11 protein-coding genes and 1 pseudogene are annotated in these 14,260 nt (G+C 73.4%); 3 read left to right on the top strand and 9 right to left on the bottom strand.

Going from position 1 to position 14,260, the window contains the following annotated elements:
- The 9 genes and pseudogenes from ASD48_RS45425 to ASD48_RS23845 all read right to left on the bottom strand — a co-directional run.
- A pseudogene (locus tag ASD48_RS45425) lies at positions 1-140 on the bottom strand (3-oxoacyl-ACP synthase); the annotation flags it as partial.
- 135 nt (positions 141-275) lie between these two features.
- Entirely contained in the window at positions 276-1,445 is a 1,170-nt protein-coding gene (locus tag ASD48_RS23880) for a hydroxymethylglutaryl-CoA synthase (protein WP_057603750.1), read from the bottom strand.
- A gap of 3 nt (positions 1,446-1,448) precedes the next feature.
- Positions 1,449-2,510, bottom strand: coding sequence for a hydroxymethylglutaryl-CoA reductase (locus tag ASD48_RS23875; RefSeq protein WP_157880681.1), 1,062 nt, complete (start codon positions 2,508-2,510; stop codon positions 1,449-1,451).
- Complete coding sequence (gene fni, locus ASD48_RS23870; protein ID WP_057603748.1) at positions 2,507-3,601, bottom strand: type 2 isopentenyl-diphosphate Delta-isomerase; 1,095 nt, start codon at positions 3,599-3,601, stop codon at positions 2,507-2,509. Before fni ends, ASD48_RS23875 begins: the two co-directional genes overlap by 4 nt.
- Entirely contained in the window at positions 3,598-4,695 is a 1,098-nt protein-coding gene (locus ASD48_RS23865) for a phosphomevalonate kinase (protein WP_057603747.1), read from the bottom strand. The genes fni and ASD48_RS23865 overlap by 4 nt, the downstream gene beginning before the upstream one ends.
- Positions 4,692-5,735: a diphosphomevalonate decarboxylase gene (gene mvaD / locus ASD48_RS23860; protein WP_057603746.1), complete on the bottom strand. Its 1,044-nt coding sequence runs from the start codon at positions 5,733-5,735 to the stop codon at positions 4,692-4,694. Before mvaD ends, ASD48_RS23865 begins: the two co-directional genes overlap by 4 nt.
- A complete protein-coding gene (gene mvk / locus ASD48_RS23855) occupies positions 5,725-6,714 on the bottom strand; it encodes a mevalonate kinase (protein WP_282438262.1) in 990 nt (329 codons plus the stop codon). The genes mvaD and mvk overlap by 11 nt, the downstream gene beginning before the upstream one ends.
- Positions 6,715-7,228: 514 nt before the next feature.
- Positions 7,229-7,477 carry a hypothetical protein gene (locus ASD48_RS23850; RefSeq protein WP_199875928.1) on the bottom strand — a complete coding sequence of 83 codons (249 nt, stop codon included), beginning with the start codon at positions 7,475-7,477 and terminating at the stop codon, positions 7,229-7,231.
- Complete coding sequence (locus ASD48_RS23845; RefSeq protein ID WP_242432710.1) at positions 7,474-8,154, bottom strand: hypothetical protein; 681 nt, start codon at positions 8,152-8,154, stop codon at positions 7,474-7,476. The genes ASD48_RS23850 and ASD48_RS23845 overlap by 4 nt, the downstream gene beginning before the upstream one ends.
- A 566-nt stretch (positions 8,155-8,720) precedes the next feature.
- Between ASD48_RS23845 and ASD48_RS23840 the strand changes: the two genes are divergently transcribed.
- The 3 genes from ASD48_RS23840 (at position 8,721) to ASD48_RS46025 (ending at position 14,122) form a co-directional block, all read left to right on the top strand.
- A complete protein-coding gene (locus tag ASD48_RS23840) occupies positions 8,721-10,709 on the top strand; it encodes an FAD/NAD(P)-binding protein (RefSeq protein WP_057603742.1) in 1,989 nt (662 codons plus the stop codon).
- On the top strand, positions 10,706-12,148 hold the full coding sequence (gene pcaB / locus ASD48_RS23835) for a 3-carboxy-cis,cis-muconate cycloisomerase (protein WP_057603741.1): 1,443 nt from the start codon (positions 10,706-10,708) through the stop codon (positions 12,146-12,148). Before ASD48_RS23840 ends, pcaB begins: the two co-directional genes overlap by 4 nt.
- A 456-nt stretch (positions 12,149-12,604) precedes the next feature.
- A complete protein-coding gene (locus tag ASD48_RS46025) occupies positions 12,605-14,122 on the top strand; it encodes an NAD-binding protein (protein WP_157880680.1) in 1,518 nt (505 codons plus the stop codon).
- Positions 14,123-14,260: the final 138 nt, after the last annotated feature.

The following is a 14,260-nucleotide window of genomic DNA, read 5'->3' as shown; positions in this document are numbered from 1 at the left end:
GCGGCCCAGCGGCGTTCGCGGATGGCGGTTTTGGCGGTGATCCAGGCGTCGTCGACGCCGGCCGGTGCGCCGACCTCGTCGTTGGAGACGATCCGGTCGGGCACGTAGGCACCCGTACCGAGAATCCTGACGTCGGTCATGCGGCTGCCCTCCCCTCGTATGGTCGGTGACTGGCTTGTGCGGATGGCCGGCAGGTACGCGGCCATGACAGGGCCGGATCGCGCGGGCGGGGCTCTCAGGGTGCCCGCCCGCGCGATCCGGCCCGCGAGGTGCCGCTAGCGCGCCTGGTAGAGGCGCTTGTGGCCGCTGATCCCGGCCAGCCGGAACGGGCCGGTGGTGTGCCGCTCGGTGGCGTGGTCGCCGCCGTCGGTGGGGAACGAGCGCTCGTGCAGGTCGCGGTAGCCGGCCAGGTCGACCGGCGTGCGCCGGGCGATGGCCCGGCGGTTGGCGTCGGTGCGCAGGTTCTCCCGGTAGCCGGCGGTGACGGTCCCGGCGAAGAACTCGGCGACGCTGCCGGAGCCGTAGCTGAGGAAGCCGATCGCCTTGCCGGTCAGGTCGTCGGCCTGGTCGAGCAGCGCGGCCAGCGCCAGGTACACCGACGCGGTGTAGCTGTTGCCGATGACCGTGTTGTAGGCCGTGGTGTGGCCGAGGGCGGCGGTGACGGCGTCGTTGTCGGTGTCCTGGCCGCAGTAGTTCAGCAGGTGACGGTGGGCCTTGTAGGCCATCTTCGTGAACGGCTGGTGGTAGCAGAACGCGGCGAACTCCTCCAGCGCGCGGCCGCCCTGCTCGGTGTAGTCCTTCCAGGTGCCCTCCACCGCCTGCAGATAGGCGTTGATGGACTCGTGGCCGTCGACCAGGGCCTCGTTGCGGTAGTTGGGCCGCCAGAAGTCCATGACGTCGGCGGTGAACAGTCCCGACGGGTCCTCGATGCGCACCAGGGCGGGGTCCGCACCGACCAGCATGGCCACCGCCGCCGCGCCCTGGGTGGCCTCCCCGGGGCTGTCCAGTTCGTACTTGGAGACGTCGCTGGCGATCACCAGGACCTGCTGGGCGGGGTCGCGCCGCACCAGGCCGATGGCGAACTGCAGGGCGGCCGTCGCCCCGTAGCAGGCCTGCTTCAGCTCGACGACGCGGGTGGCCGACGGCAGCCCGAGCAGCGAGTGGACGTAGATGCCGGCCGCCTTCGCCTGGTCGATCGAGGACTCCGTGGCGAAGACGACCGTCCGTATCCGGTCGCCGCCGTGCCGGGCGATGACCGGCGCGGCGGCCGCGGCGGCCATCGTCACGATGTCCTCGTCGGCGCCGGGGATGCTCATCGACTCCTGGCCGATGCCGATGTGGTACTTGCCGATCTCGGTGCCGTTGTGGGCGGCGAGTTCGGTGTGCGGCAGGACGAACTCCGCCGTGGCAAAAGACAGATCGTGGATTCCGATGGAGAGGGACATGCCTTAGACACCAACCTTTGCGGTCTTGTTGTCGCGTTCCAGCTGGACGTGTGCGCGCATGAGTTCGCCCGGGTTCGTCTGCGCCGCGAGCAGCGAGAGTTCACCGCACAGCACGGTGGCCGCCGCCAGGACGGCGAGCCGGCGGGCGTTCTCGCCGGGGGCGCCGTCGGCCCGGCAGCCCAGGCGGGTCAGGTTCGTCTCCACGAAGCCCAGGCCCTTGCCGTTGCCGACCGTGCCGACGATCAGGTTGGGCAGGGTGCAGGCGAAGTAGAGGTCGCCGTCGCGGTCCTCGGCCATGACGACGCCCTGGGAGCCCTCGATGATGTTGGCCGCGTCCTGGCCGGTGGCCAGGTAGAACGCGAGCAGCATGTTCGCGTAGTGGGCGTTGGCCGAGCGGATGCCGCCGGCCAGGAGGGTGCCGAGCAGGTTCTTGCGGATGTTCAGCTCGACGATCTTCGCGGCCGTCGTGTGCAGGACGCCCGCCACCACGTCACGCGGCACGAGCAGCTCGGTGACCACGTTCTTGCCGCGGCCGAGGATGCCGTTGATGGCGGTGGCCTTCTTGTCCGTGCAGTAGTTGCCGGAGATCGACCCGTAGGAGATGCCCGGGACGGTGCGCAGCAGGCGCTCCAGGAGCGCGTCGGAGGCGAGGGTCGCCATGTTGTGGCCGGAGGCGTCGCCGGTGGAGAACTCGAACCGGATGAACAGCAGGTTGGCGTTGATCTCGTGCCGGATGCCGATCAGCTCGGCGAACCTGCTGCACCCGCGCACGACTTCGCGCAGTTCGTCGATGCGGGCCTCGATGGTGCGTGCGGCCGTGAGCGCGGTCTGCGCGTCGGTGGCCTCGACGAGCACCGAACGCGTCATCCGCTCGTCGACGAGGGTGGCGACGATGCCCTTCTCGGCCAGCCGGGACACCTTCGCGCCCCGGCCCACCGACGGCCACAGCGGCGACTCGTAGGTGGCCAGCGGAACCTGGATCTCGGTGTCGGCGACGTTCCCCGAGATGCGCAGGGGCCCCACCCACCGCATCGGGACTCCGGCGATCGCGTGTGCTTCAGTCATCGTGTGCTTCCCGTCATCTCGTGGAGGGCGTCGAGGGAGCTGGAACGCTGGGCGAGCCGCCAGGTGTCGATGCCCCGGTCAAGGCAGAAGTTCCGCAGCTCGCCGTGGATCAGCAGATCGCAGCGGGAGAGTTCGGCGGGCGTGCGCGCGCCGAGCATGGTCTGCAGGGCGGCGAGCTGGTCGAGCCAGGCCGAGATCTGCGTGACGAGCGCCGCGACGCCGCCGTCGACCAGGGTGCGCAGGAATCCGCCGGAGGAGCCGACGGCGCGGGCGCCGAGGGCCAGGGCGCGGGCCACGTCGAGCGGGTGGCGGACCCCGCCGGAGGCCAGCACGGGGATGCCGGCGTCCTGCGCGTCCAGGAGACAGGCCACCGTGGACTGGCCCCAGTTGTGCAGGAAGGCGTAGTCGGCGAGTTCCCGCCGGCCGTTCTCGATCCGGGCGAAGTCCGTGCCGCCGCGGCCGCTGACGTCGGCCGCCCGCACGCCGAGGTCCGCCAGCGCGAGGACCGTCTGGCGGCTCAGCCCGTTGCCGACCTCCTTGACGATCACGGGCACGTCGACGGCCGCCGCGATCCGCTCGATCTGCGGCGCCCAGGACCCGAAGGACCGGTCGCCCTCCGGCATGGGGGTTTCCTGCGCCGTGTTGAGGTGGATCTGCAGGGCGTTCGCCTCGATCAGGTCGATGGCGCGCCGCGCGTTGTCGACCGACGCCGTCGCGTTGACGTTCGCGATGACGAACCCGTCCGGGTTCTGCGTGCGCAGCACCCGGAAGGTGTCCGCGCAGGAGGGGTCCTTGAAGTAGGCGTGCATGGAACCGGACGCGATGGCCACGCCGGTCTCGCGGGCGGCGGTGGCCAGGTCCCGGTTGATGGCACCCGTCTTGGCGCTGCCGCCGGTCATCGCGTTGATGTAGAGCGGTGCCTGCCAGGCGACGCCGGCGAAGGTCGTGGCCAGGGACACATCCGGCCGGTCGATGCCGGCCAGGGCGTGGTGGACGAACGACACGTCGTCGAACTGGTTGCGTCCGCTGTGCGCATGCTGCTGCTCCATGGCGAGCCGGACGTGGTCGTCCTTGCGCTGAGCACTACTCATTCCTCGATCCCTTCTGGGGCGGAGCGGACGGGCAGGGGCAGCACCCCGGCCGTGGCCCACCGTTGCCGTACCTGCGAGATGTCGTGCGGGGCGCCGGCGTCGAGCAGGGCGATGCCGCAGTCGCCGCCTCCCGCGCCCGAGGGCTTGGCGGCACCGCCGACGCCCTCGGCCGCGTCGCACAGCGCGGTCAGCGCGGGCGTGAAGATGCCGAGGCCGACCTCGTCGTCCAGGCGGGCCAGCTCCTGCCGGGCCCGCCGGATCTCCCGCAGCAGCCCCGGGCCGTCGCCGGCCTCGAGCGCCGTGACGGCGGCGCGCACCAGGCCGCCGGTGGCCTGGACGAACCGGTGGTGCGAGGCGCTGCCCCGCCAGGGCCGCCGGTGCAGGTCGGACACGAGAGCCGTGGTCGAGGCCGGGCTGCGGGTCCAGCCGACCTGCAGGTCCAGCCCGGCCGGCGGCGGCAGCCGCCGTACCGAGAAACCGGGCCAGGGGGCACGCAGCGCCTCCTGGACGCCGAGGCTGCGGGCCAGGTCGAGGACCCGGGCCCGGTCGGGCGCCCGGTAGGCGATCCAGCCGCCCCAGGTGCTGGCGGCGAGGTCGCCCCCGGAGCCCTTGGGGTCGATGCGGGCGCAGGCGAGCAGGGCGAGGCGGAACCGCTCGTCGGGCGTGAGCCGCAGACCGCAGTACGCCGACACGGCCGCGACGCTCGCCACGGTCACCGCACCGCTGGAACCCAGGCCGTATTTCCTGCCCCGCTCGTGCAGGGTGCTGCTGAGCGAGATGTGCAGCGCGGGGGCCGGCAGGCCGCGTTCGGCGAGCAGGTCGCTCACGGTCTCGATCGCGGACTCCACAGGGGGCAACTGCCCGTCGCCCCCGGCCAGCCGGCCGTCGCGCCAGTGCCGGTGCAGCGCGCGCGGTGCGAGGTCGGAGGAGATGACGACCGTGCCGGGCTCGACGGCCGCGCTCACGGTGGCGGTGATGTACCGGTCGACGGCCACCAGGATCGCCTCGTTGCCGGGTTCGACCACCGCGTATTCGCCCGCGACGAACAACTTGCCCGGCGCGCGGCGGACCACGGTGCGCGCGCCGGTCGTCATCCGTCCTCGCTGAGCAGGCGGGCGCCCGGACCCGGCCCGGCGATGTGCACCGCGCCGCCGGGAGCGGCGCCGCGCACGGTCTCGGCGACCCGCTCCGCGTCCGCGCGCCGGCACAGCACCTTGACGTTCGGGCCGGCGTCCATCGTCACGTAGGCCGGCACGCCGTCCTGCCGCAGCTGCAGCACGCTGTCCAGGACGGTCAGCGAGGCCGGCGAGATGTACCGCACGGCGGGGCGCGCCGCCAGCATCGTGGCGTGCATGCCGAGCGCGTTGCGCTCGGCGATCTCGCCCACCGCGGGAAGGTCGCCGCGGCTCAGCGCCGCCCGCATGTCGGCCAGGTCGGCCTTGCTGGAGAGCGCCCACGGCTCGTACAGCGGGGAGGTGTCGACGGTGCGGCGCATGGCCTCCCGGCTGGAGAGCGCCTTGGGGCCCGCGTTGACGACGGCGATGACCAGTGCCGGGTCGAGGCCTGCGGCCCGCACCGGTTCGGCGTACGAACTCAGGTCCGCCTGCGCGGCGGTGCCCGCGGTCGTGCCGGCGTGCCACACGGCGAAGCCGCCGAACACCGACCGCGAGGCCGATCCGGATCCGCGCCGGGCCAGCCGGGACAGGCCGGCGGCATCGAGGTCCAGGCCGTACGCGGCGGCCGCGGCGACGGCGAGCGCGGCGAACCCGCTCGCCGAGGACGCCAGACCCGCGCCGGTGGGGACGGTGTTCTCGGTGTCGACGACGGCCCGCCCCTCGACGCCGGCCCGCTCGCGCACCAGGTCCAGGAACGCCACGATGCGCCGCTCGGCCTCGCCCGTCGCGGGGCGGCCGTTGAACGTGACTGTGTCGTGCTCCGCCGCGCCGGCGAGCCGGACGCGGGTGGTCGTGGGGAAGATGTCCAGGGTCATCGACAGGCTGTCGGTGCGGGGCAGGAACAGCCGCTCGTCGCTCTTGCCCCAGTACTTGATCAGCGCGATGTTCGGGTGCGCGACGGCGGTGGCGTCCGCCGCCCCCTCCCGCACCCGCGGTCGCAGAAGCTGTTCAGAGCGCACGGCTGACCCGCCTCCTCAGCGGCACGATCCACGTCTGTACGGCGCCGGCCTCGTGCAGTTGCCGGGTGACCTCCCTGGCCTGGTCGGGCTGGGTCATGGCCAGGACGCAGCCGCCCAGCCCACCACCGGTGATCTTGGCGCCGAGACTGCCCGCTTTGAGCGCGGCCCCGACCATCGCGTCGATCCGGTCGGTGCTCAGACCGGCGCCGCGCATCAGCTCGTGATAACCCGTCAGCCGCCTGCCGAACTCCTCCTGCTCGCCCTCGGCGAGCGCCTGCTCGGCCTCGGCGACGAGCTCCGCGGCACGGTGCAGGAACCTGTCCCGCGCCCCGGCCTCGCGCCGGAATCCCGCACGCAGCAGCTCGACCGCTTCCCTGGTGCTGCCCGCGGTGCCGCTGTCGGCGACGATGCACAGGCCGTCGCGGCCGATGCTCAACTCCCGTACCTCGCCCGCCTGGAACCGCAGCGGGCCGGCCGCGCAGACGGCCTTGGTGTCCACGCCGCTGGCCCGGCCGTGCGTTTCGTTCTCGGCCGCCTGCACCAGCTCGAACGCCGTGCTGTCGGCCAGTTCGAGACCGAACAGGTCGGCGAGGGCGAGGACGATCGCCCGCGAGTGCGCGGCGCTCGAGCCGAGCCCGCGGCCGGGCGGGATGGCGCCGTCGAGGATCACGTCGAGATGCGTGGTGTCCTCGACGCCCATGCGCTCCTTGAAGGCCGCGGTCAGCCGGCGCAGGCCGTCCGAGGCGCGCGTCACCACCGCCCGCGACGCGGAGCCGGTCATGGTGAAGGACAACTCGCCCTGGGCGTCGGTGGCGGGCGACGACCTGCCGGCGCTCGCCGTGGCCGTGAGCTGCGGAATCGGCAGAGCCAGCGCCGCTGTCCCGTACACGACCGCGTGCTCTCCCAGCAGGATGGCCTTGGCATGGGCGCGGCCGATGCCGACTGAGCGAGCCCGGCGGTCTTCCGAAACCCTTTCCACTGAGGTCGGTAGAGTCGTCAACCCACTCAGCTCCCCTTGTCGTTTCTGCAGCGAGATCGCGTCGTGCGGATCTCTAGGAAGAAAAAAGGCAGGACGTCAGGTCCCCGTCCGCACACGGCGGCGCAGGCTGCCGCGAAGGTGCGGCGGGATGTGTGGATACGCAGGTGCCGGGCATTGCTGCCGTCACGGCGCGCGGGATCGACGCGAACTGCCGTGTGTACGCAAGTGGCCCGATGCGGTGAAAGCCGGTGGGGTACGTCGCCGAAGCCCGGTCCGTCCTGAGCGGACCGGCGGCCGCGGTACCCAAACCGCCGTCCCCTGGCCGTTTTTGGGCAGGGGGGATGTGCGTAGATAGTGACACGGGGGTCGTCGTCGCGCCAAGAGCACCGAAAAGTGACCTGGGCCACTTCGGCCGGGGCCCGGTCGCCCAACACGCGGCCCCCTGACCGGCGTTGGCGCGCGAAGGCGCGAACGCCGGGCAGGGGGCGGCGAGGTCGTGCGCGTGTGCCACGGGTCACCGGGCGGCCGAGGCCTGCTGCGCCGCGCGGGCCCCGCCGCCGTGACGGTGCGGCGAAGGCCGGGACGGGCGCTGCAGGGCGATCTCGGTGAGCTCGTCGATGTCGAACTGGGAGCGGCAGTTCGGCGCCCCGTAGCGGGTGATCTTCCCCCGGCTCACCCACTTGCGGATGGTCGCCTCGGACACCCCCACGGCGAGCGCCGCCACATTCGTGGGGACGAGTCTGTGGCGCGGCGGTTTCATCATACGGTGACACCCTTTCGCTGCTGCTCCATGAGCCGCCTCAGGTTCAGCCATTCGGTCATTTCCCATGAATGCCCCGCGGAGCACTCGATGCTCCGGCTCCCCGAGTTCCCGGTGCTTTTCAGGGAAGCGCTGATCTTCCCGCCGCAGTCGTCCACCACACACTGCCGGATGAGTGCGCTGAGGCCGCCGGGGTCGGGGTCTATCGTGCTGCGCAACTCGGCTACCAGGCTCTCGATCTCGTCCGCGAAATCGGCGGCCGGCGGCTGGGCGGCCAGCCACGCAAGATGCCGGGTCAAAAACCTCGCCAACTGCGGCACCGAGCGCGCCGGAGCGGGGATCCGCAACTGCTCCACGACGATTTCCGACCAGGACTCGAGCGTCGCGAGGATGTTGTGCCGGGCATCCAGCACCGAGATGTTCAGGCGGTCCCGCCGCAGACTTCCCGACACCCTGGTCGGGTTGGTCCGCCGGGGCGTCGGCGACACGTGGTGCAGGCTTTCCTGGTGCAGCCCGGGGAGTGCCCGCAGACTGCGTTCCACCTGTGCGACGCAGGCGGCGCAGAGCAGGGACCCGGCGGCGGCGCGGCTCTCCTCGTCGTGGCTCCTGGTGCACGGGTGAACCATCATCGAATCTCCTTCATGAGGCGGCCCGCCCTCCGCAACCTTCATGAATTCCATATGTTTTCCCTGCTGATCACGGCAGTGAATGCAGGACGCGTGACCCCGGATCGGCGCCACAAAAAGGATCGCGATTTCGGCTGAATTATTCCGTGTCCCATGGCCCCCGCCATTTCCGAACTCCTGCGTGCGCGTCGCGCGCTCGCGGCCGATCGATTCTCCGAGGGGATCCAAGATTCCCCTCCCGCGTCCCCGGCGAGCCGATGCCATTTTTGGCCCGAAGTGGGATCGGTGACGCTTTTCGACGAAGCTACCGACCCGCGCTGGAGTCCCGATACAGCCCCGTTCGCGGCCCGCCAGGGAGCGCCGAATGCCGGATTCCGCGCCGTCTTCCCGCTTCTCGAGCGAGGTTCCACCCGAATCTGAGCCTTTGTTGAGCGCCTGCCCCGACCGTGGCGGAGAAAGGAGGCACTGTGGACGGTACGCATGGAGGCGAACGCGCAGTAAGCGTCGAAGGCACCGCAGGGCCGCGCACGACGGCGGCCGCTCCGAGGGTCCCGGGTGACCCGGTCCCGGCCGGCCGCCCGGCACCAGGGGAGCCCGCCGTGTCCACAGGGAGCGCAGCCATGACACATGTGCAGATCTGTCTCGTCGGCGCGGGACCGCGCGGCCTTTCCGTACTGGAACGGCTCTGTGCGCAGGAACGGAAGTCGCCGCGCTGGGACGCCGTCACCGTCCACGTGGTCGACCCCGACCCGCCGGGCGCGGGACGCGTGTGGCGCCCGACGCAGTCCCGGCACCTGCTGATGAACACCGTGTCCTCGCAGGTCACGGTCTACACCGACGCCAGCGTCCGCATCGACGGCCCGCTGGACGAGGGGCCCAGCCTGTACCAGTGGGCGAAGGCCCTGACCTCGGGCACCCTGGAACCGGACGCGGAGTGCCGGTACCACCACGACGTCCTCGCCGAGGCCGACCGGCTCGGCCCCGACAGCTACCCCACGCGCGCCCTGTACGGCTGCTATCTGACGTGGGCGTTCCGGCGGGTCGTCGCCGGCGCCGCCGCCCACGTCAGGGTGCGCACGCACGCCGTGCGCGCCGTCGCCCTCGACGACGAGGCCGGCCAGACGGGGCCGCAGACCGTCGTCCTGGAGGACGGCACCCGCCTGACCGGACTGTCCGCGGTCGTCCTCGCCCAGGGCCACGTGCCGGTCGAACCCTGCGGCACGCAGAGCGAGATGAGCGCGTACGCCGAACGCCACGGGCTGACCTACCTGGCCCCGGCCAACCCGGCCGACGTGGACCTGTCCGGCATCGGGCCCGGCGAACCCGTGCTGCTGCGCGGGCTCGGCCTCAACTTCTTCGACTACCTGGCCCTGTTCACCCACGGCCGCGGCGGCGACTTCACCCGCGTCGACGGCCGGCTCGTCTACCGGCCCTCCGGCCGCGAACCGCGCCTGTACGCCGGCTCCCGGCGCGGCGTGCCCTACCAGGCACGCGGCGAGAACGAGAAGGGCGCCCACGGCCGCCACCACCCCAGGCTGCTGACCACCGACTACATCGCCGGGCTGCGCCGCCGCAGCCCGCACCGCCCGGCCATCGACTTCGCCGCCGACCTGTGGCCCCTCATCACCAAGGAGGTGTGCGCCGTCCACTACGCGGCGCTGCTCGCGGCGCGCGGTGAACCCCCGTCCGTCATCGAGGACTTCACCGAAAAGTACCTGCACGCCGAACCGGGGGAGGAGGAGGCCCGGCTGCTGGACGACAGCGGTGTCACCGCCGCCGAACGCTGGGACTGGGAGCGCGTCGCGCGCCCCTACGACAGCCGCGCCCTCACCGACCGGAACGCCTTCCGCGCCTGGCTGCGCGGCCACCTCGACCAGGACGTCCGCCTGGCCCGCCAGGGCAACGTCAGCGGACCGTTCAAAGCCGCCCTCGACGTCCTGCGGGACCTGCGCAACGAACTGCGGCTCGCCGTCGACCACGCCGGCCTGAGCGCCGAGTCCCACCGCGACCACCTCGACGGCTGGTACACCCCGCTCAACGCCTATCTGTCCATCGGCCCGCCCGCCTCCCGCATAGAGGAAATGGCCGCGCTCCTGGACGCCGGCATCCTCGACGTGACCGGCCCCGGCCTGCGCGTCACCACCGACGACGACGACCCGCTCGGCCCCTGCTTCACCGCGACGTCGAGCGAGATACCCGGGGTGCGGGTGCGGGCCACCGTCCTCATCGAGGCCCGCCTGCCCGAGATCGACCTGCGGCGCACCGCGGACCCGCTGATGAGCCGGCTGCTGCGCACCGGGCAGTGCCGCCCCTTCCGCATTCCCGGACCCGACGGGCACGACGGCGCCGACTACGAGACCGGTGGTCTCGCCGTCTCCGAGCGGCCCTACCGGCTCCTCGACGCCCAAGGGACGCCGCATCCGCGGCGCTTCGCCTACGGCGTGCCCACCGAGTCCGTGCACTGGGTCACCGCCGCCGGCATCAGACCGGGCGTCGGCTCGGTCACCCTCGAAGACTCCGACGCGATCGCGGCGGCCGTCCTCGCCCTGCCCGAACTGCCCACTGCCGCACCGCAGCCCAAGACCAGCAAAGCGAGGGCGAGCGCATGACTTCCCTGTACGAGGACCAGCGCACGCATGTCCTTGGCACCCACCTGGACGCCGGGCTGCTCTCGCCGGTCAGGGCGGGCACCCCCGCCGAGGCCGCCGTCGGCGACCGCGCCTGGCTGCAGGCGATGCTCGACGCGGAGGCGGGGCTGGCCCGCGCCCAGGCCCGCTGCGGCACGGTCCCCGCCCAGGCGGCCGCGGCCATCACCGCCGCCGCCCGCGCCGACCTGCTCGACGTACGCGAACTGGCGCTGGCCGCACGGGAGACCGCGAACCCGGTCGTGGGCCTGGTCAAGGCGTTCACCGCGGTCGTCGCCGAACGCTCCCCGCAGGCCGCCGAGTACGTGCACCGCGGCTCGACCAGCCAGGACGTCTTCGACACCGGCGCGATGCTGGTCGCCCAGCGGGCGCTGCGGCTGATCGTCGCCGACCTGCGGGCGGTGGCCGACGCGCTGGCCGCACTCGCCGCCGCGCACCGCGACACCGTGATGGCGGGCCGCACCCTCGCCCTGCACGCCGTGCCCACCACCTTCGGGCTGAAGGCGGCCGGGTGGCACGCGCTGGTCCTGGACGCCGTCGAACGCCTGGAACGGCTCACCCGCGGCGGGCTCCCGGTCGCGCTCGGCGGCGCGGCCGGCACGCTCGCCGGCTATCTGCAGTACGCCGGCGAGGGCGCCGACCCCGCCCGCGTACTCGACTCGCTCTCCGCCGCGTTCGCCGACGAGACGGGCCTGGCCGTACCCGTCCTGCCCTGGCACGCCCTGCGCACCCCCGTCGCCGACCTGGGCACCGCGCTCGCCCACACCACCGGCGCCCTCGGCAAGATCGCCGCGGACGTGCTGGTGCTCACCCGCACCGAGATCGGCGAGGTGGCCGAGCCGGCGGTCGCCGGACGGGGCGCCTCCTCGGCGATGCCGCACAAGCGCAACCCCGTCCTGGCCACCCTGATCCGCTCCGCCGCCCTCCAGGTGCCCGCGCTGGCCACCGTACTTCTGCAGTGCCTGCCCACCGAGGACGAGCGGTCGGCCGGCATGTGGCACGCCGAATGGCAGCCGCTGCGCGAGGCCCTGCGGCTGACCGGCGGCGCCGCGCACACGGCCGTCGAACTCGCCCGGGGACTCGCCGTCCACCCGGAGCGGATGCGGGTCAACCTCCAGGCGACCGGCGGCCGGCTCGTCTCCGAGCGCGTCTCGGCCGTCCTCGCACCGCGCATGGGCAGGACGGCCGCGAAGGAACTGCTCACCCAGGCCTCGGTGCTCGCCTCCCGCACGGGCCTGCCGCTCGGCGACATCCTGGCCGAACTCCCGCAACTGGCGGGCGTGCTGAGCCGGGAGGAGGTGACGGCCCTGCTCGACCCGGCCGGATACACCGGCGTCGCCGGCCCGCTCGTGGACCGGGCCCTGACGACGGCACCCGAGCGCACACGGACCCCGTCGCCCTGAGCACCCGAGCACCTGAGCACCTGAGCACCTGTGCACCTGTGCACCTGTGCACCTGTGCACCTGTGCACCTGTGCACCTGTGCACGGCACACGCACAGGACGGTGTACGCCGACACACCGTCGGCGTACGCCGCCCCCGGCGCGGGACGCCCGGCCCGGGTCCGGCCCGCGCCGCCAGGGCCTCACCGGCAGGCACCACGGCGCCGCGCAGACCCGCGCGATGCCCCCACCGGGCCCGGAACACCCCGGCACGACACGGCCGAGCCCCGGTGCGCACCGCCGCCCCGGCCCGCCCGCCGGGCCCTCGCACCCGCACCCGTCCCGCACCCGCCCCGCACCCGTCCTCGAATCCCCCTCGTGCCCCTCTCGAATACCGCTCGAGACACCGCTGAACCCGGCCGCGCCGACGGCCCCGCGGCGCATGATGCAAGCACAACGCACAGGGGAGGCGGCCGAGTTGGCTCTGGACGCACGTGTTGTCGGCACAAACGGCGGGCACGGCCATGCCGTGGTGATCGGCTCCGGCCTCGCCGGGCTCACCGCGGCCCGCGCCCTGGCGGGATTCATGGACCGGGTCACCGTCATCGAACGCGACCGGCTGCCCCGCGGCCCCGGCCGCCGCCGCGGTGTGCCCCAGGCACGGCACACCCACAGCCTCACGACCGCCGCCACCGACGGCCTGCAGCGGCTGTTCCCCGGCATCCGCCAGGACCTCCTGCGCGCCGGAGCGGTCCACGTCCGCGTCCCCGAGGACACGCTGCTGCTCGGCCCGGCCGGCTGGCTGCCCCGCTTCGACGCGGGCCTGCCCCTGCTCAGCGCCGGCCGCGACCTGATCGACGCGACCGTACGCGACCGGCTGCGCGCCGACCCCAAGGTCACCTTCCTGCCCGAGCACGAGGTCGTCGCCCTGCAGCCCGGCCCCCAGGACACCGTCACCGGCGTCTGGGCCCGCGGCCGGGACCGCAAGGCCCCCGACGGCTTCGCCCCCCGGCGCCCGATAGCCGCCGAGTTCGTGGTGGACGCCTCCGGACGCGGCTCCCGCGCCCCGCAGTGGCTCGCCGAGGCGGGCTACGCGCCGCCCGACGAATCCGCGGCCGCCGCCGCGACGACGTACGCCACCACGCTGTACGCGCCGCCGGTCGGTCATGTCGCCGACTTCAAGAGCCTGATGCACATGGCCGCGCCCGGCGACCCGCGCCAGGCCGTGCTTCACCCCGTCGAGGGCGGCCGCTGGTCGGTGACGATCGGCGCCGGCGACGGCACCCGGCCGCCCGCCGACCACGCCGAACTGCTGCACGCCGCCGGCACCTTGCGCGAACCGCTGCTGCGCGACCTCATCGAGGCCGCCACCCCGCTCGGCCCCGTCTACACCTGCCGCACCGAGAGCCGCTGGCGCCACTACGAGAAGCTGCGCAGCTTTCCCGACCAGTTCCTCGTCGTCGGTGACGCCCTCGCCCCACTCGACCCCGCCCACGGCCACGGCATGACCTTTGCCGTGGAGTGCGCGCTCGTCCTGGACCATCTGCTCACCGCCCACGGCACCGCCGTCGGCATCGGCTACCGCCTGCGCCGGGCCCTGGCCCACCGCATCGCCCCCGCCTGGCGGTCGAGCACCGGACCCCTGGGCCCGCCGGGCGGGCTGCGCGGCCGGCTCGGCGCGCGGTACGCGTCCCGGCTCGCGGCCGCCGCGACCGCCGACCGGCACGCGGCGACGATGCTGCTCGCCGCGCGGGAATCCCTCGACCCGCCCGCCGCCCTGCGGCCGCGCGCCCTGCGGGCCGCGCTGCGCCCCCCGGCCGCAGCCCCCGCGACGCCGCCCACCGCCACCCACGCCCCCGACGCCCGCCGGCGCCGGCCCGCCGGGCCCACGGCACCCGTCATCGGCGTCTCCGCCGGCTCCACCGCGCCCCGGCCCGCCGGCTCCTCGGCCCACTGGCCCGCCGCGGCACCGGCCGGCGATCGCCGGCGACCGTGAACTGCCCAGCGTTTACACGCCACATGGCGAAATCAACGCCGTCGCGGCCCCCTTCGCACCCCCCTACGCTCTGCGTCATGACAGAGGTGGAGCAACCGGTCGGCGCCACAGCCGTCCGCGCACAGCCGCGTGCCCCCC

The sequence above is a fragment of the Streptomyces sp. Root1310 genome (assembly GCF_001426425.1).
Classification (GTDB): domain Bacteria; phylum Actinomycetota; class Actinomycetes; order Streptomycetales; family Streptomycetaceae; genus Streptomyces.
This window is presented reverse-complemented; position numbering and strand designations above follow the sequence as displayed.

Coding starts and splice junctions, on each gene's coding strand:
- ASD48_RS23880 (WP_057603750.1), bottom strand. CDS start 1,445: ATGTCCCTCTCCATCGGAATCCACGATCTGTCTTTTGCCACGGCGGAG.
- ASD48_RS23875 (WP_157880681.1), bottom strand. CDS start 2,510: ATGACTGAAGCACACGCGATCGCCGGAGTCCCGATGCGGTGGGTGGGG.
- fni (WP_057603748.1), bottom strand. CDS start 3,601: ATGAGTAGTGCTCAGCGCAAGGACGACCACGTCCGGCTCGCCATGGAG.
- ASD48_RS23865 (WP_057603747.1), bottom strand. CDS start 4,695: ATGACGACCGGCGCGCGCACCGTGGTCCGCCGCGCGCCGGGCAAGTTG.
- ASD48_RS23850 (WP_199875928.1), bottom strand. CDS start 7,477: ATGATGAAACCGCCGCGCCACAGACTCGTCCCCACGAATGTGGCGGCG.
- ASD48_RS23845 (WP_242432710.1), bottom strand. CDS start 8,154: ATGGAATTCATGAAGGTTGCGGAGGGCGGGCCGCCTCATGAAGGAGAT.
- ASD48_RS23840 (WP_057603742.1), top strand. CDS start 8,721: ATGACACATGTGCAGATCTGTCTCGTCGGCGCGGGACCGCGCGGCCTT.
- pcaB (WP_057603741.1), top strand. CDS start 10,706: ATGACTTCCCTGTACGAGGACCAGCGCACGCATGTCCTTGGCACCCAC.